Genomic DNA, 17932 nt, shown 5'->3' with positions numbered 1-17932 from the left:
CACCCACTCGCTGAGTTTTGCCACAATTCAATAATACCACATCCAAGAGTAAAAATATCAGCTTAAAAAAATTAAAGGTTTTAACAATCATTTAACACACTCAAAACAAGACTTTAACAAAAAAACAGTACAATTCATAATGATAGAACACCAGAAAAAGGAGATGTGAGCTTAAGATGAAATTCTTCAAGTTAACTTTTAAAAAACTATCAGGGTCATTAAAGACACGAATAATGTCCTGGTTTGTTATAATCTCACTCATACCCATTGCAATTTTTCTTATATTTTCCCTCTCTCTTATTCAGAAAGATGCAGAAAAAGAAATAAAAACAAGGCTTGAAAGCGCTAAAAATGTTGCATTGCAGGAGATAGAAAGGCTTTGCAAGCTCTCACTTGACTATAGCATACTAATCTCATCCAATCCGGAGCTCAGGGAAGCTGTTGCCAAAAAAGACCACCTCAAGGTTATTCAGATAATATCACCGCTTGCAAGCGAGCTTGGAATACACCGAATTGTTGTGACAGACGACAAGGGCATTTTAATAGGTCGAAGCGATGTTCTTTCAAAATTTGGAGATAACCTGAAAGACGATTACTTGGTCAGATGCGGGCTTGCACGGCTAAAATACACCTCTGTGCAAAGCGAAGACGGCACGGTGTATGTAAAATCTGTGTCAGACATAGTAACTAAAATGTCTGCAAACAACATGAGGGTGATAGGCACAATTATTGTTGGCTACAAGCTTGACAAAAAGTTTGTCGAAAACCTCACGCAGCTTACCAAAATGGACATTGCAGTATTTTCGTCAGATTTGAGCAGAAGAATCTCTTCTTCAAACAGCGAAAAGTTGATAGATAGTCACAACTTGCAAGAGATACTTTCTGGCCAGTACGAATACATTGCAGCAAGCACACCAAAAGGTGACTACCATTATATCCTTCTTCCCATCAGAAGAAGTGAAAGGATGGATGTAGCAGGAGTTTTAGCACTAGTTAGCAAAAATGGAATGGTTTCTAACTTTATAAGAGCATCCATGAGATTTTCTATTCTACTTTTCATTGCAACACTCATACTTGTTGTAATTGTGAGCCTATTTGTATCAAACAGGATAACAAAGCCTATTATTAAACTTGCAGAAAGTGCAAAGAAGGTTGCATCAGGAAGCTTTGACATCCAGATAAAGGTAGAAGGTAGCGAAAATGACGAGATTTCACTCTTGACTCAGGAATTTTCGCGCATGGTCAAAAACGTTCGTACCTATGCAACCAACATTGAACAGACCCTTAGCACAACTCAGCAGTACGTCGACAGACTCAACAAAATAGCCTCCGATTCTGCAAAGACAAGTAGAATAACAAGCGAGCAGATAAAAGAGATTATAGCTTTAGCAGAAAATCAAAAAACTGCGTTTGAGCAGACAACGCAAATGGTTTCAGAGCTTGAAAGCCAGATTCAAAAGATGTTTGACATCTTCAAGATGGTACAAAATGAGGTTTCAACAATCTACACCACAACATTAAAAGAACAAGAGTCTATAAAGATGCTGATAAATCACATGTACACTGCAAATTCAGCTATCAACGAGGTAGCAATGGATTTGGAAAAAGCAATAAAGGATTTTAAGGGTATTGCAAGAATGTCACAGAGCATCTCCAGCCTTGCAGAGAGGATAAAGATAATTGCTCTCAACGCATCAATTGAAGCAGCAAAGCAGAATATTCCAACTTTTGAGGTAATAGCATCAGAGATTTCAAGGCTATCGCAGTCGGCAAACGCTCTTGCAAAGTCGGTTCTTGATGCCATTGAGACAGGGCTTTCATCTTTTGACCAGACAAGCCGAAAACTTGAAAATACCCTTGGCATTGTAGAGGCAGGTGCTGAGGTTGCAAAACGCTCATCAGAATCGCTGTCAAGAATAGAGATGACAAACCAGCAGATAAAGACAAGAATTGAAAATGTTATGGATACAGTATCCAGCCAGCAGGAAAAGATTTTTACTATAAATAGCGTGCTGAAAAACCAGACACAGACAGTTTCGCAGTACTTTAAAATGCTTATATCAATAAGAGACATCTTTCAAAATCAGAAAAAGGCTGTTGACAAGCTGATTGACCAGTTTTCGGATGTCCATGAAGGCATTGTAAAGCTTGCTTCAATTTCTATGGGCTCAGAAAATAATTAGAGATATTTGTATGTTATAAATAAAAACAGGAAAAGGAGGCTTGGAAAATGAAAATGGCTATGTTTGTGTCCAGAAAAGTTGCGTTATTGGTTTTCATATTCGTTGCGGCAAATGGTATATTTTATCTTAGTCTGTGCATGAGCAATGACATTCTTTTTAGCCTTTTTAAATCTGGGCTTTGGTATACCATCTTTCAGCTTTGTAAAGATATCATACTTCTGTTTCAAATTTTAATTGGGTACGTCGCTGCACTTTTTATGGTTTTTATACGCTAATCTGAGAAAAAAGAATTTGCAAAAATCAAAGTCAAAGCGCAGGCAGTCTGTACTGTCTGTGCTTTTTTGTTATAATATAATTATATTGCATATTTTTTTATCATAAACTCAGCAAGAAGACTCCATCTTCTACAAGAGGGAGATGAATTGCTGAAAATATGCTAAAATACCACTTAGGTGATGTCAAATGTACAAAACTCAGAAAAATCATATAAGGTGTGATAAACAAACATACAGGTTGCTAAGAATTCTATGCCATCTTTCAAAAAATCTGTACAACTACGCTCTTTACCACGTTAGGCAACACTATTTCAGAACTCAGCAATATTTGCGATATGAAAGCGTATATCATCTTGTAAAGGAAAACGAAAACTACAGACTGCTTCCATCACAGGTTGCCCAGCAGACAGTACAAGCAGTAGACGAAGCTTTTAAGTCGTTTTTTAAACTACTGGCAACTAAGAAAGAGGGAAAAATCGATTGGAAAGTTTCTCCACCGAAGTATCTGCCCAAGGACGGAATGTTTCTTCTCATGTTTCCCAAAGACCAGTTCAAGGTAAAAGGGGATAAATTGAGATTGAGCCTTGGCAGGAATTTTTACAGGGAGTTTGGAGTAAGATACCTGTATTTTGACCTGCCAGCTATGGTTTTAGGCAAGAGGATAAAAGAGGTCAGGATATTGCCAAAGTTTCATGGCAGATGGTTTGAGATTGAATATGTGTATGAAGAGGAAGAGAAGAATTATAATTTAGATAAAAGCAAGTACTTATCTATAGACCTTGGGCTTGATAACTTTGCAGCTGTGGTTGATACCATCGGGACTGCCTTTTTGATAGAGGGCAGGTATATAAAGTCAGTTAACCGATGGGTTAACAAGGAAAGGGCAAGACTGCAATCAATTTACAGCAAGCAGGGAATCAAATGTGGCAAAAAACTTGCTCAAATTTCTTTCAAAAGAGAGCATATACTGAATAACTTTTTGAATCAGGCCGTGAGCCATATAATTAAGCATTGCCTAAATAATCAAATTGGCACAGTAGTAGTTGGAGAAATGAAGAACATAAAACAAGAGATAGAACTTGGCAAAGTGAATAATCAAAACTTTGAGAGTATTCCGTATGAGAAGTTTAAGAGAAAGCTTGAGGCAAAATGTCATTTCTATGGTATATGGTACGTAGAAGTAGATGAAAGTTATACTTCACAGATGTGCAGTAGATGCGGGATAGTAAAAAAAGACAATAGGAAACACAGGGGATTGTATGTATGCAGCGAATGTGGATATGTAGCGAATGCGGATATAAACGGTTCGATAAATATTTTAAGAAAAGTAGCTGGTGAGTCTGCTTTAAAGCAGATAGTCAGTAGTGGGTGTGTGAACCACCCTGTGAGAATAAGGGTAGCATAAGGCTACCAAACTTCTCACGAAGCTACCACCTCTGTAGGTGGTCGGTAGTTCACTCAGCTGCAAAAATCAAGACTGTAAAAGAAGGTGCTAAAATTATGCCGCCGTTTAATCCGTTTGTTAATGATTTTAACAAGCTCAGAAACTTTTCAAGGATTGTGTATCTGTACGGATGCTATTCAAGAGAAGATGCAGAAAACTTTAACATTGCAAAAAGGACGTTTGACGATGAACTTCGAAGAATGAGAATATTCTTGGGCGAAGAGAAGTATTTAATTGATGAAAAAGATGGGAAAAGAAAACTACCCTGTATTGTCGAAGACTTTTTCAAAGATGTGGAAAACCCGCTTGTAAATATATATTTTTCGAAGACATCAACAGCCCTGCAAACAACACTGTTTTTTATGACCCTACAGGTATTAAACGCAGAACATGACAAAAAAGCATCAGCTGGTCAAATATTGGATAAAATTTCTCAGGTGCTTGACCGCGATGTTGCCGATGCAGACCTTGAGTCAAGCCTTAAAAGGATTTTAAAACAGATGCAGCAACTGGGGATTATCAAATATTTGAAAGACGAAAAAGTGTATCTTCTTTGTTCTCAGGCAAAGGAAGTCTTTAAAGATTTTTCGATAGACGAAATAAAAAACATTTACATATCAGTTTTGTTTTTCATAAACTCACATGTGCCGAGCGTGCCGGGCTGGTACTTAAAAGAGAGCTTGGAAAAGTATCTTTTAGAGCTTGGCGAAAAAGAGTTTATAGAAAATGCCAGTAGTATGTTCTGGTTCACATATGTTCCGCATCACTACATCCTTGAAGAAGAGCTTGTATGGAAATTTTTAGAGGCAGCATCAAACAACAAAAAATTAAAAGTGTGGTACTGGCTACGCAAGAAAAATAAGAAAACAGAATTTGTTTGCCTGCCTGTCAGGATTGTATACGATGTAAAGCTTGGCAGATGGTATTTTTTAGTTGCAAAAGAAGAAGAGGTTTTAGCTCTTCCGGCTTGGAGAGTGGAGAAAATAGAGATTTTGCAAGAGAGCTTTAATCCAAAGCAAATCTTGCCGCTTGCAAATCTTATTGAAAAGTGTTTTTTTGTATCTGTGCCCAAAAGAAAAAAAGGTTTTGAGAAGATTACAATCAGGTTCAAAAATCCGTCTAATTCTTCATATAACTTTGTGCTTGCGCGGGTTAAAAGAGAACTCAAAAACGCAAGGATAAACAGGGTGGATGAGGAGACATTTGAAGTTGAGTATGAGCTTAGCAACATAAAAGAATTCAAAGGATGGCTGAGAAGTTTTGGTGAAAGAGCCTTGGTACTTGGCACAACAGAAGCTTCAAGAAAACTCAGAGAAGAAATGATAAACGAATGGAAGGAGATTTTGAAAAACTATGGAGATATTTCTTGAGGCAAAAAGTACATTTTACAAGGCTTTAGAGGAGATTATAAACAATGCATATGAGAAAGGGACAATTTCACAAAAGGAAATCTATGATATTCTCACCAGATACAACTGTAACTTCCAGGTAATTGAAGATAGGTTATTTGCAAAAAATGCTCAGTACCAGAAAAACATCTATGTGCTAAAACAGCAAGATAACAAAACCTACAGTCTCAGGATAGACTCTAAAATTGAGCCGTATGTTACAAACTTAGAGATAATGTGGCTGAAATTTATAATGTCAAGCAGGTATGCAGAGCTTTTCCTTGATAAGAATACAATTGAAAAGATAAAAAAGCTAAAAAGTAGCTATGTGCCGTCAATTGACACAAATTTGATTGTGCCAAAGAACTATTCAAAAATTTTGAAGAGAGAAAGCGTAAAAGATTTATCACCAAAGTTAAAGATGATTACAAAAAGTATACTTGAGAAAAGGCTTTTGCGATACACCTACACAACAAGACAGGGAGAGACTTTAAAAGATGTTGTTGGCATTCCTGTAAAGATTCAGTACTCTTTAAAGGATGACATGTTCTATGTTATATTTTACTCTATTGAGCACAGAAACTTTGCGAAGTGTATTATTCAGAACCTTGAAGATGTAAGATACGAAGAGGGAAGTTTTAATAGGGAATATGTTTTGAAAGAATATGAGCTGTATTTAAGAAACGCAAAAGCAAAACAGCCTATAATCATTGAAGTTATGAATACAAGAAACGCTTTAGAGAGAGCATTTTGCCTATTTTCTTCTTTTGAGAAGAGTGCGCGTTTTTTGAAAGAAAAAAACAAGCACAAGATGAAAATTTACTATTATGAGTTTGAAGAGGCAGAGATAATCTCAAGAATACTGTATTTGGGCAGAGATGTTGTTGTAACTCAGCCGCAGCGCATCAGAGAAAGTATAATCTCAAGGGTAAAAAATGCACTTAAAATGTATTTCGACAATGAGATAGTTTAAAGTCACTTTAAAATGGGTATATATTCTGTTAGAATTATAACCATACATACTCTGTGAAAAGGTAGAATTAACCATGAAAAGAATTAGAATGTTAGTAAATGCAGTTTTAGCTGTAATTATAGTCTTTTTCTTATCCCCTGCATATGCCAGTCATACACCGGTGAAATTTGAGGTTGACAAAAGCTATCCACCGTTTTCGTATACATCAGGTGGTCGAATCTATGGGTTTACCATTGACCTTGCAAACCTTGTGTTTGAGCCTGACAAGTTTAAACTTGAGCTTTCAAGCGATACATGGAATCAAGTTTACAAAAAACTTGTCGAAGGGAAAATTGATGTCGCAGCCCCTGTTGCCATAGTTGAAGAGAGAAAGAAAGAGGTGTATTTTTCAAAACCAATATTTACACGCCATGTGGGACTTTATACATCCAAAGAATTTTCGAAAAATATATCGCTTAAAAACCTTGAGGATTTCATGGTAGGAGTTATGCAATCTGATTACACAGAAACCTTTTTAAAAGAAAAGCTGGGCGTAAATAGATATTATACGTACCCTACAATTGAAGATTTGATTTACGCCTTGGTGGATGGAAAGATTGATGCTGCCTTGATGTCCCAGGAAATAGCCAATTACTTTCTTGTCAAAAATGGCCTGAGAGACAGGGCAGAGCTCAAAATCAAAAACATCTTTACTGTAAAAAGTGCATTTGCTGTGAGCAAGAAAAGACCAGAACTTGTTGCGTACATAAACCAGAGGTTAAATTTTCTTACAAACAAAGGTATATTTGATGAGCTTTACTATAACTACTTTTCTACATATTCACCTGAATATTATGAGAGAAAAAATAGGCAAATAGTAATTTCTACCCTGTATCTTTTGCTCATAATACTTTTTGCTGCATCTATGGCAATATTTGTAATGACAAGAATAAATAGAAGGCTTGAACATGGCAAACAGGCGTATGAAAAGTATGCCCAGCTTCTTGCAGAAAATGCAAATGCCATTGTACTAACTCTTAACTTAAATGGCGAGATAATTTATTTTAACAAGTTTTCTCAGGAGCTCACAGGCTACAAAAATGAAGAGGTTGTGGGCAAAAAGTGGGTTGATATTTTTATCCCACCGCACAGGCGTGAATATATAGAAAATCTTTTTAAGAGAATAGCCGAAGAAAAAATTTTAAATAACCACGAAAATGAGATTGTAACAAAAGATGGCGATATAAAATGGATTTTGTGGAACAATACCCTCATCGAAAGCCCATACTTAAACGAACCTATGATTATTTCAACAGGGCTTGACATAACACAGATAAAAAAGACGCAGCATCTTTTGGAAGAAAGCTATGAAGAAATTGAACAGACAAACCAGGAGCTTATAAATACATTAGAGATTTTAAACAAGCAGTCGGAAGCCTTGGAAGAGGAAAAGGAGAAATACAAGTTTTTGATAGAAAATGTCTCTGACTGCATCTTGGAGCTGGATTTCAAAGAAAAGAAGATAGAGTTTTATGGGAAACTCAAGGACATTTTTGATATTGAAGCTATAAAATCAAAAAATGATTTTTCAGCCTGGCTTGAATTTTTCCATCCTGAAGACAGAAGCGCTGTATTCAAAAAAATGCAAGATGCTATATTTCTTCATGAAGAAAATTTAGAATTTGAAGCGCGCATATTGGACAAAAACCGAAACTGGCGCTGGATATGCGCTCATGTTCAGATTTTTTACAATGTAGAAGGCAAACCTGAGAAGATTATTGCAGTAAACATTGACTGGACAGCAAAAAAAGAGTACGAGCAAAAAATAGAATACATTGCTTACTATGATGCTCTGACCAGCCTGCCAAACAGGAAACTATTTGAAGAGGTTCTGGAAGATTTTATCAAGAAAGCTGAAGAAGAAAAAGCTCAAGGAGCTGTAATACTCATAGACATTGACAATTTCAAAGACATAAACGACCTTTACGGGCATGAGGCAGGAGATGAGTATCTAAAAGCTGTGTGTCAAAAAGTATTAGAGTATCTCAAAAGCTTAAATCTGAATACATTTTTTGCAAGAGTTGGCGGTGATGAGTTTGCAGTAGTTTTGCACGGTCTTGCCAAAAAGGAAGAGGTAATTGAGGTTTGCACTCATCTTCTTAACATCTTTGAAAGTGAAATTTATATAGAAAAGCTGGAAAGAGACCTTTTTGCCTCAGCATCAATGGGCATATCCTTCTATCCTGACGATGGCAGAAGCGTCAAGGAAATATTCAGAAATGTTGACATGGCACTGTCTTCTGCAAAGGAAAATGGCAAGAACGATTTTCAGATTTTTTTGCCTTTCATGCTGATGAAAAATCTTAAAAAGATTGAAATTGAAAAGGGTCTCAAAAAAGCCATTGAAACTGACCAGTTTGAGCTTTATTATCAGCCTGTTATAAACTTAAAGGATATGGAAATTCATTCTGTGGAAGCGCTTTTGCGATGGATTTCACCTGAAAAGGGTATGATATCACCCCTTGAATTTATTCCTGTTGCCGAAGAGAGCGGGCTTATAGTAAAAATTGGAGAGATGGTCATAGAAAAGGCTTTTTCGGACCTCAAAGAGTGGGAGAAAAAGGGCATTGACTATCTGCACATGGCGATAAATCTTTCAGCACGGCAGTTTAAAATCAAATTTTTTGAGAACATGGTTCAAAAGCTCATTGAACGATATAGCATTGACCCGAGAAAGATTTCGTTTGAAATAACAGAAACAGGTGCTGTTGAAAACTTTGATGTGTCGCTCAAAATTTTAAGTTTTCTATGCCAGATGGGAATAAAGTTCTTGATAGACGATTTTGGCACTGGGTATTCGTCACTGGTTTATTTAAAAAGACTTCCAATTGGCGGTGTGAAGATAGACAGAAGTTTTATATCAGAGCTTGAATTTTCAAAAGAGAACAAGGCAATTATTGAAGGTATCATCTTGATGGCCCACAAGCTTGACCTCAAAGTTGTAGCAGAGGGCGTTGAGACAAAAAGACAGCTTGAGATTTTAAAAGAAGTAGGATGTGACCTTGCACAAGGGTATTTATTTTCAAAACCCCTGCCAAAAGCTGAGGTTGAAAAACTTTTGATAGCAAGGAAAATAACTGTCTAAAAGATTGATGGAGGCTGCCAAAAGGCAGCTTCTTTTTTATTTTTTGCAATGATATTTCGCAAAAAATTTGACTTTAATCAAAACCCATTGTGGGTATATAAAAATATGTGTAAAATTTTTTCTTCTTCAAGGCACAAAAGCTATTTGAAAAGAGGGGAGTATAAGGTGGGGTTTGTTGCACTTGAAGTAAAAGAACTTGTAGATATTCTTCTTAAAAATGTTGATATGCCCGAGATTATCACAAAGGTTGAGGTAAACAAAAATGAGGTGGTAGTAGGAGTAAAACCTGCTGCATTTTTGCCCCAGATGTCTTTAAAGTTTACCATAACATCCATGCAAAACAAACTCTCAATATTGTTTGACCCTTCCAAAAATCTCATTGTATATGGTTTTCTACTTGGAAAGTTGAAAGATGAAAAGATTGAAGGTTTGCAGCTTTTTAAAGACAGGCTTGAGATAGACCTTCAAAAGATTTTGGCTGGGAATGTAAAGGGAGTAAAAGTAAATAGGGTTGAGGTTGACAGTGGAGGTAAAATTGAGATAGATTTTTGTTGCGGATAAAAAAGAGTTTGTTAAGTAAAGAGCTTTTTTTGAAAATTGGCAAAACAAATGGGCTGCCGTTTTAAAGAAGAGGATGTAGCAGCCCATTTGCTATTTTTTATTTTATCTTGACTTTACGATGAACTTGATAGCTGTCTTCTTCTCACCATCGATGACGATATCTGCAAATGCAGGGATTACATAAAGGTCAATGCCGTTTGGAGCAACTTTTCCGCGAGCAATAGCAATAGCTTTTACAGCCTGGTTTACAGCAGATGCGCCAACAGCCTGAAGTTCTGCTTCACCCTGTTCTTTCACAATTGCAGCAAGCGCGTTTGCAACTTTTTGAGGCATTGATGTAGCAGCAACTTTTAAAACTTCCATACAACCACCCCTCCATATTGTTTTTTGATTTGTAACAAAGAAAAAGTTCAAGAATATATACTGATACAATATAAATTTTAATGGAAAAAAGTATAATTTTGCAAGAGTCAAAGTTGAATAAAATTTGAATTTAGCATTTGTAATTTTGAATAAGTTGGGCTAAAATAGAATTCAAATAAGAATTTTTAGAAAAATGTTCAAGGGGGTTTCAAGCATTTTAACTTTTTCAGAATTTTTAAACACCGTAATCCAAGAAAATAAATGGATATACACACACGAGCTTTTAGAAAAGATAAAAGTGCCACTGCCTTCGCAAAATCAGCTCAAAAGCTTTGAGGTTGCAAATTCGTTCTACAAAGAATTTTTGCACGTTGTTTATGCCGTAGATATTCTTTCCATGCTAAATTCACTGAAAATCTGGGCTGCAAACAACAATTTAGAAATGTTCGCGCTGCTCACAACAGACATGATTCCGATAGTATGGCTTGGCGAGGGCTATTATGGCATTATTGCAAAGTATAAAGAGAAAATGATAATTCCATGTGCTCTTTACCAGCACTTTGAAGACCTTTATATAAACTTTCCAATGTCTGATTTTGTGCCGTTTGACATATGCGATGCGTACAGGAAGCTCATGGAAAATGAAGAGAATGTTGCGATGAATATTGTGTACGCAAGAAGCATCGACGAGCTGAAAAGAGAGTTCAAGAAGAATTTCAAGGAGTTCGAGATAGTATTCAAAGGACCTGATTATTATGACCTGTACGTAAGTCCCATTGGCAAAAAGTACGTTGTTGCGCCACTGAAGGAGATTTTAAAAGACTTTTTCCAGAACCAGATTATATATTTCTCACAGCTTTTATCTGTTCAGGAGAATTTAAACAAGAAATAAAACTATTGTAGACCCAAAAGGAGAGGATAGAAAATTAGGAAGGTAACAGTTACATTCTATTCTCAGCAGGTGCTTCACAAGTTCAAGTGTATGTTTGAAGATGTTGATATTGGCATATTCTCTCAGATGTCACCTGTGTTTGAGATATTCATTGACAGAATTGTTCAAACTTTAAAATCCATGAATTTGAATGTACAAAAGGACATTGTAGATGATATAATAATAGAAATAAAAGAGTTTAAAGTACACTATGCACATTCATCAAAAGATGTCACAGAGGCTTTAAAAGAGCTAATTTTGCTTTCACAGAGAGAGTTTTTGGAGTGCAAAATAAAGTGCAATGTGTTTTTGAAAAGCAAAATTGGTACATCTTTGACAGCAAGAAACGTAGAAGTTTTGTATTCGCCAATTGAAGAGGAAAAGGACGAGACAGCAAAACTTTTGCGAGATTATCTTCTTGACATCCAGCCACTGAAAAGCATGGCAGAAAAGGATGTGGGATTTGTTAAAAAAGCTATTGAGACTATTTTTGAGTGAAAAATCTGTGTTCAAAGCTTTTGTAAAGTGGTATAAATATTATGAAAGCTTATTTTTTGAAAAAGAGGCTGGTATTGTTATGAAAAATAAAGATTATAAAAACAAAAATTTAATAAAGCCTGCTGAAGAACAGACAATTCTTGACTTTGTTGAAAAGAAGCTTTCAGAAAACGCGGCAATAAGAGAGCTCATGAAAGATGAATATATAAGCTTTGGCGGGATAAGAGACTTTTTGTACTTTAAATTTTGCCCGCTGTACTTTGGCCTGTGCCCGCACAAAAAGGACAAAAAAGATGAAGCTTGCAATGCCAATTTGTGCTGGCTTGAAAAGTTATCAGATATACACCCTTCTGGGGCAGAGAGCGACCATCAGTTTTTCCACAACCTTGTAAAGGACACTGTGCAGCCGAGCATCTGTCCTGAGTGTGGGGAAGATGAGCTTGAGCTCAAATGGCAGGACGAAGGGTATCTTGCAAAGCTTGGGCTTATAAACTTTGCAGATGTTGCGTACTTAGAATGCAAAAACTGTAAAAAGAGGTTTGTAACCCATGCAGACAGGATGGCAGTTGAATTTTTGCTCAAAGTATTTCTTGCAAAACCAAGCAAAAAATCACCTGTCAAAGCCGGACAGACAATAGTACTTGCGCTTGATAAAGTCGGGCTTGAAATTTTCATTGACCATCTTGATAAGGAAAAAGATATCAAGACACTGTGGAAAAGGCTTGACCCGTTTTCAATATCAGACCAGATAGGCGAGCTTGACCTAAACATTGCTGTTGCAGACTTTATGTGTGAATATTATAACATAGAATATGAAGAGAAAAACGAGGTTGACACCTTTTTTGAAGAAGAGGACACCGAAAAGTTCGACATCTCAGACCTATTCGACGATTTTGACGAAAAGTAAAAATATTTAAAAAGCTGCAGCCATTTTGGCTGCAGCTTTTTTGTTTTTTTAATGAACATATGTTTAAACCATCTCAATTTACCATGGATTTTCTCAACTCTTTAACTTTTTCAATCTGAAGATCTGTAAGTTCTGCAACCTCTTCATCGCTAAAACCCTTTTGTATTAACCTTTTCGCAAACTCGATTGTTGCTTCAAATTTGCCTGCCAAAAAATCTTTTGTCTTTGCCTCATCCAAAAGTCTTGCAACATTTGATATAAACTCACCCATAGCTTCCACTCCCTCCTGTTTAACCCGTTTTGCAATACCATCATACTCTGACTTTTGCTCTTCAGCCAGTCTCGGTCTTATAATATGATACGACCACTCCAAAAATCTGTCTACATTCTTTTTACTCAGCTTCTTTAAGTTCTTCTCAACTTCCAAAAGCCTTCCTATAAGCTCACTCCTGTCTTCTCTTGCCTGCTCAAGATAAAACACTATCGGTGTCAGCACATCCTCTTCTCTTTCTAAAAGCTTCTTCGCATCAAGCTCTATTATGTCAACTACTCTGTACCTGAATACATCATCCTTGAATATGTCAAACGCCTCCATAAGGTCTGTTGATACATTCCATCTCTCACCTATTCCGTTGTACACAACTATCGGTATAATTGCCGGCAGGATTTGTACCCCTTTTCTTATTTCTTCTGCCCATAGACTTATCATGTATTTTAAAATCTTTTGTTGCATTTCTCTTTTTACCTTCGATTGGTTCTCAATCAGGATATAAAAATACACTTCTTTGTCCTTTAGTTTTGCTTTTGCTACAACATCAACCTCAACCTGCGAAAACTGCTGAGTTACATAGTTTGTCTTGACAAGCTCAATTGTGTCTTCTTCAATGTTGTCTGCCCATGTGTAGTGCAGTATGTCTTTTACAAGCAAAAGTATCTCCTCTTTGTCTGCAAACAAAAACTTGAACGTTGTATCGTGCTCTTTTGGTGGTAATTTCTCGCACACAGTTTTTTCTCCTTTTTCTCAGGTTGTATATTTTTCTGTACACTTTTATTATACCACACTATAGAAACAAAAAATACTTTGCAAATACAGTTCCCCAGAGGTGGCTTACCCTCTTTTCTTTTCGATCCACAAAGAAGTGGCTACGAACACAACCTACACCTCAATCCCCAAAGGGCAGGCTACAAACCTGATTTGTTAGAAGATTTACTATCTGAGATGTATGTTTCAATCCCCAAAGGGAAGGCTACAAACAGAGCGTATATCTTGCTTGAATACGACCAGTTACCTTTGTTTCAATCCCCAAAGGGAAGGCTACAAACTAAACAGCCTCTTAGCTGCGAATTAGCAGTTTACATGTTTCAATCCCCAAAGGGAAGGCTACAAACCTATCAGAGAAGCGGTGCGAAATAATGCAAGAAACAGTTTCAATCCCCAAAGGGAAGGCTACAAACAGGAAATAGCTGGGGCAATGATGAACAGTATGAAGGAAGTTTCAATCCCCAAAGGGAAGGCTACAAACCGATGAAGTTGCACAGGGAAAGGTTTAAAGATTTAGTGTTTCAATCCCCAAAGGGAAGGCTACAAACTGGCGGTTTAGTTTTGGAATATTATAAAGCACCTAAGTTTCAATCCCCAAAGGGAAGGCTACAAACAGAAAAAGGACTCAAACAAAAAGAAATGGCTGAGATTTGTTTCAATCCCCAAAGGGAAGGCTACAAACAGGTTGGGAAGCTTGATTTTATTATATCAACTTTATGCACCGCTGTCAATGTTTTTATTTTAATACATGCCATTAAAACTGGAACAAATTTAGGTGTATCAAAGAAAAGGAGCCTATCAAACCTTTCCGTCTATCCAGCTGCTGCCAGAAATCCATTCAAACCTACAGCCCACAAGTATGAAACCGAATACAAACCAAACTCAAAAAATTTTGCACCTGAGGTCGACAGATATGACTTTTGGTCAAAATGTATTGGTATTCACGATTTCTTCAAAGATTATGAATAATATTACAACAATAGCTATATTAAAAGTGCTGCAAGGAGAATAAAACAAGGTAAAATCTCTAAACCTACAGGTATGACAAGGGAGAAAGCAAAAAGTGTTAAAAACTCAGGTAGCTTTCCCCCTTTGTTTTAAAACCTGTAATCGGGTCATAAAAGTCGCTAAGCTGGCTGTGTGGTATACGAAATATAAGATTTTCAAAATTAATAGGGAGATTTGTTGTCTTTGGAACAGAGATGATGTAGTCATAAAAACTTTTTCGTATCTCCAAAAATCTCTTTTTTCTTTCAAAAAAGTCTTTAATCTCACAAATTTCTTCAAATCCCTGCCAGATAATTTTTGCCTCTTCATCTGCCTCAACAAACACATCCACTTTGTAAGGTTCATCCTCAATAAGTTTAAAACTTCCGATTGCATCTGTCTCAGAGTCGGATGAGGTGTAAAGAAGTCTGTAAATTGCCTCAAGAAATTTTTGTGATGTACCTTTGTCATCGCTGCTTGTCTCGATTACGCCGCGCCTTGCAAGCTCTTTGTAATACTCAAAGATTAGCTCTGCAAACTTACTTTCATCAACCTTTTGAAATTGACTTAAAATCTTTTTGGTTGCATCAATCAATAGACTGTCATAGACCTCTGTTGCGAAAAGCCTTCCTCTATCAGATACAAGTTCAATAACTGTTACTTTGCTCTTTCCTTTTTTGCCTTCCCTGTTTGCCCTCCCTGCTGCTTGGATGATTGAGTCAAGCGGAGCAATGTCTCTTACAACATGGTCAAAGTCAACGTCAACTCCTGCCTCCACAAGCTGGGTTGATACAACAATTTTGTATTTCTTATTTTTAATTTGCTCAATTCTTCTCAATCTTTCTTTTGGAATTATATGAGTTGTCAGAATTGTAATTTCATCCTGCATATCAGGAAATCTTTGATTTATAAGTTCGTACAATTTTTTTGCACTGCTTACAGTGTTCATAACAAAAAGGTATGTTTTTTCTTTTTCAAACTCAAATTTTGCCACAAATTCTTCAAGCCCTATTTTTGAAAAATTATTGTCAAAATGCAGCACTGTTCGACAAAGTTTGTCAAAATACTTTTCTGGCTTTACTATCTCAACAGCAGTTTTTTTGTCAACAATAAACGGCATTGTGGCAGTTGAGAGTATAATGAAGCAGTTCAAACTTGAGCACATCTTCTCAAAAAGGTTCTTGCACAAAAACCAATACTCTGAGTTTATAGCCTGCACCTCGTCAAGAATAATAATCGAATTTGCAATTCTGTGGAATTTTCTCATGTTGGAGTTTTTGTTTGTCATAATACTCTCCAGAAACTGGACAAATGTTGTGACGATTATGTTTGAGTTCCAGCCTTCTATCAGAAGTTTTGCAATATCTGTGTCAAAGATTTCCTCTTGGTTGTTCTGAAGCCCATCTTTAGTTTTGTAGACGATATCGCTTAAGTGATGGTGCTTCAAAAGGATGTCTGAGGTTATGTCAAGGCCGCAAAAGCTCAAAATCTTAGATATGACGTCATAATTTTGCTCAATGATAGATAAAAAAGGAAGAGAATAAATTATTCTAAACTTGCTGCCAAATCTCTTCTGTGCAAGTTCTCTGAGCTTTAGTGCAAAAGCAAAAGAGATAATAGTTTTTCCAAGCCCTGTTGGAAGACAGAGAGTATAGATTCGTCTATTTTCGTCAATCTCACAATTTATTGCTTCTTCAAAAGCACTGTCTCTTAAAGCTTTTATTGAATTTTCGAAGTTTTCAGGCTTGAAAATTCTTCTCCTGAAACTGTCAACGTCGGTGTAAGAGAGGTTTAGCTCTGGAATATCAACCAAAGTGCCAAAGATTGCCTCTGTTTTGTCTGCATCCAGGAGGATAGAATACAACAGATTTAGCATGAAAAAGAATTTCATCTCTGTGTCAAAAAGTTTTCTGAAAGCTCTTTTAAAAAGCTTTATTGAGACTTTTGCATGGTCTACAAATTCTCTTAAGCTATCAATTGTCAGAAAACCAATTTCAGGGCAAAGGCAGGAAATATTTAAAATAAGAGTATTAAACTTCTCTTTGTCAATATTCTCAATTTGCTCGTAGCAAAGTTCTATATCATCTTCTGAGAGCAAGAGCATATCTGATGCTGCTTCTAAATCGCCATGGTGTTTTAAAGTCGCAAAAAATGCTAAAATTGCAGTAAAACCTTCAAAAGTTTTATCCTCTTGGATTTTCTTTTCTTCAATGAGCCTATTTAATGTTCCCCACACGCAAATAGCAGAGATCAGAGAGTGGCGCGTGTGCCTGCTTTTTGTTTTCTTTTTATCAAAAAGATACTTTTGAAAAAAAGAAGTTGCCTTGCCGATGTCATGCAGCAAGGCTGTAATTTTTGCAATCTGGGATAGAAACTTTGTTGAACAAAGTGCAATGTTTTTCTCCGAAGCAAAGCAGTTGGCTAAAATGCTTGTGTTTGTAAGATGAACCTCTAACGGTTTTGCTCCTTGTATACTGCCGTCTTTGCCGGGATGAGAAAAAAGGCCAGACAAATTTTTGCTATCAAAACAAAAGGATGTTCTTTCCATTCTGGACCTCCACATAACTTGATGGTCTTGCTAAAAGTTCTTTACCAGTAGGTTCGAAAATGACATCTTCGTATTTTACAACTTCTCGTGTACTGAGCATGTAAAGTGGCATTCTCTCTTTAAAGTAGCTTTTTCCGGCTTCAATCCGAAGAGGTATTTCCACTTTGCTATCTAAATAGCTTAAAGGAATTGGCGTGCAAAGGTTTACATAATCATCTGGCATGGTCTTTTCAAAAGCCTCAAATATACCAACAAATTCAAAATCAGCAAGAAATTCAGAAAGACCCATTGAAAGTGTAAAGTAACTTCTGTGCTGTTGCAAAAACTCTACAAGCCCTGAAAAAATGTTCTCTGATGTATGTGTGGCGTATATCCTAAAACAAGGATCTTTTAAAAGCTCAAACCTAATCTGTGTTCGTGGCTGGCGGTTTTTAGTTTTTATAGGCTGCCATCTTCCTTCTTTTGTATCGATATGATTTATTCCCATTCTGATTTTTTTCACAGGATTTAAAATTCTAATCCCGGCGCGAAACTTACCATATTCTAAAATGTCAAGATATTCTTTTTTGTCAAGTCCCAAGATAGCTCCCACCATTCCCTGAATGGTTGGGAATGGTGGGAAGGGGTATGTTATTGGCGAGGATGTTGAGTAAAACTTCCCAAAAAAACCAAAGTCGGCTTTGATATCAAATACAGCTACTTTCATCT

Annotated in this window: 14 protein-coding genes and 1 CRISPR repeat array; of the genes, 10 read left to right on the top strand and 4 right to left on the bottom strand. The window is 36.5% G+C overall.

The window, feature by feature from the left end; all coding sequences use genetic code 11:
* Positions 1–176 precede the first annotated feature (176 nt).
* From OTK01_RS13100 to OTK01_RS13070, 7 genes are all read left to right on the top strand, one after another.
* Entirely contained in the window at positions 177–2183 is a 2007-nt protein-coding gene (locus OTK01_RS13100) for a methyl-accepting chemotaxis protein (RefSeq protein WP_029228558.1), read from the top strand.
* 47 nt (positions 2184–2230) lie between these two features.
* The gene (locus OTK01_RS13095) at positions 2231–2458 is read left to right on the top strand and encodes a hypothetical protein (protein ID WP_029228557.1); all 228 of its coding nucleotides are present in this window, start codon (positions 2231–2233) and stop codon (positions 2456–2458) included.
* Between the two features lie 187 nt (positions 2459–2645).
* Positions 2646–3863 (top strand): RNA-guided endonuclease InsQ/TnpB family protein, encoded by a 1218-nt coding sequence (locus OTK01_RS13090; RefSeq protein ID WP_029228556.1) that lies wholly within the window; start codon positions 2646–2648, stop codon positions 3861–3863.
* Positions 3864–3958: 95 nt separating this feature from the next.
* Complete coding sequence (locus OTK01_RS13085) at positions 3959–5272, top strand: helix-turn-helix transcriptional regulator (protein ID WP_029228555.1); 1314 nt, start codon at positions 3959–3961, stop codon at positions 5270–5272.
* Positions 5256–6263, top strand: coding sequence for a WYL domain-containing protein (locus OTK01_RS13080; RefSeq protein ID WP_029228554.1), 1008 nt, complete (start codon positions 5256–5258; stop codon positions 6261–6263). Before OTK01_RS13085 ends, OTK01_RS13080 begins: the two co-directional genes overlap by 17 nt.
* A gap of 73 nt (positions 6264–6336) precedes the next feature.
* Positions 6337–9387 (top strand): EAL domain-containing protein, encoded by a 3051-nt coding sequence (locus OTK01_RS13075; RefSeq protein ID WP_029228553.1) that lies wholly within the window; start codon positions 6337–6339, stop codon positions 9385–9387.
* A 165-nt stretch (positions 9388–9552) separates the two neighbouring features.
* Positions 9553–9948: a hypothetical protein gene (locus tag OTK01_RS13070; RefSeq protein WP_029228552.1), complete on the top strand. Its 396-nt coding sequence runs from the start codon at positions 9553–9555 to the stop codon at positions 9946–9948.
* 102 nt (positions 9949–10050) lie between these two features.
* On the opposite strand, the gene OTK01_RS13065 is transcribed toward OTK01_RS13070, so the two are convergent.
* On the bottom strand, positions 10051–10311 hold the full coding sequence (locus OTK01_RS13065) for a stage V sporulation protein S (protein WP_013404418.1): 261 nt from the start codon (positions 10309–10311) through the stop codon (positions 10051–10053).
* A 193-nt stretch (positions 10312–10504) separates the two neighbouring features.
* On the opposite strand from OTK01_RS13065, the gene OTK01_RS13060 reads away from it, so the two are divergent.
* The 3 genes from OTK01_RS13060 to OTK01_RS13050 all read left to right on the top strand — a co-directional run bounded on the left by OTK01_RS13060 (position 10505) and on the right by OTK01_RS13050 (position 12647).
* Complete coding sequence (locus tag OTK01_RS13060) at positions 10505–11203, top strand: hypothetical protein (RefSeq protein ID WP_029228551.1); 699 nt, start codon at positions 10505–10507, stop codon at positions 11201–11203.
* A gap of 90 nt (positions 11204–11293) precedes the next feature.
* Positions 11294–11740, top strand: a complete 447-nt coding sequence (locus OTK01_RS13055; RefSeq protein ID WP_232841687.1) for a hypothetical protein — start codon at positions 11294–11296, stop codon at positions 11738–11740.
* Between the two features lie 79 nt (positions 11741–11819).
* The gene (locus tag OTK01_RS13050) at positions 11820–12647 is read left to right on the top strand and encodes a hypothetical protein (protein WP_029228549.1); all 828 of its coding nucleotides are present in this window, start codon (positions 11820–11822) and stop codon (positions 12645–12647) included.
* 73 nt (positions 12648–12720) lie between these two features.
* Here the strand turns inward: OTK01_RS13050 and OTK01_RS13045 are convergent, their stop codons facing one another.
* The 3 genes from OTK01_RS13045 to cas5b form a co-directional block, all read right to left on the bottom strand.
* Positions 12721–13650 (bottom strand): Rpn family recombination-promoting nuclease/putative transposase, encoded by a 930-nt coding sequence (locus OTK01_RS13045; RefSeq protein WP_269011620.1) that lies wholly within the window; start codon positions 13648–13650, stop codon positions 12721–12723.
* Positions 13651–13807: 157 nt separating this feature from the next.
* Positions 13808–14371: direct repeats of the CRISPR family, unit length 30 nt; unit sequence GTTTCAATCCCCAAAGGGAAGGCTACAAAC.
* 384 nt (positions 14372–14755) lie between these two features.
* Complete coding sequence (locus OTK01_RS13040; RefSeq protein ID WP_029228547.1) at positions 14756–17224, bottom strand: CRISPR-associated helicase/endonuclease Cas3; 2469 nt, start codon at positions 17222–17224, stop codon at positions 14756–14758.
* Positions 17199–17930 (bottom strand): type I-B CRISPR-associated protein Cas5b, encoded by a 732-nt coding sequence (gene cas5b, locus OTK01_RS13035; RefSeq protein ID WP_029228546.1) that lies wholly within the window; start codon positions 17928–17930, stop codon positions 17199–17201. The genes OTK01_RS13040 and cas5b overlap by 26 nt, the downstream gene beginning before the upstream one ends.
* Positions 17931–17932: the final 2 nt, after the last annotated feature.

The sequence above is a fragment of the Caldicellulosiruptor acetigenus genome, assembly GCF_026914305.1.
Taxonomy (GTDB): domain Bacteria; phylum Bacillota; class Thermoanaerobacteria; order Caldicellulosiruptorales; family Caldicellulosiruptoraceae; genus Caldicellulosiruptor; species Caldicellulosiruptor acetigenus.
Note: the sequence above shows the minus strand (reverse complement) of the source record. Positions and strands in the feature narration are given on the sequence as shown.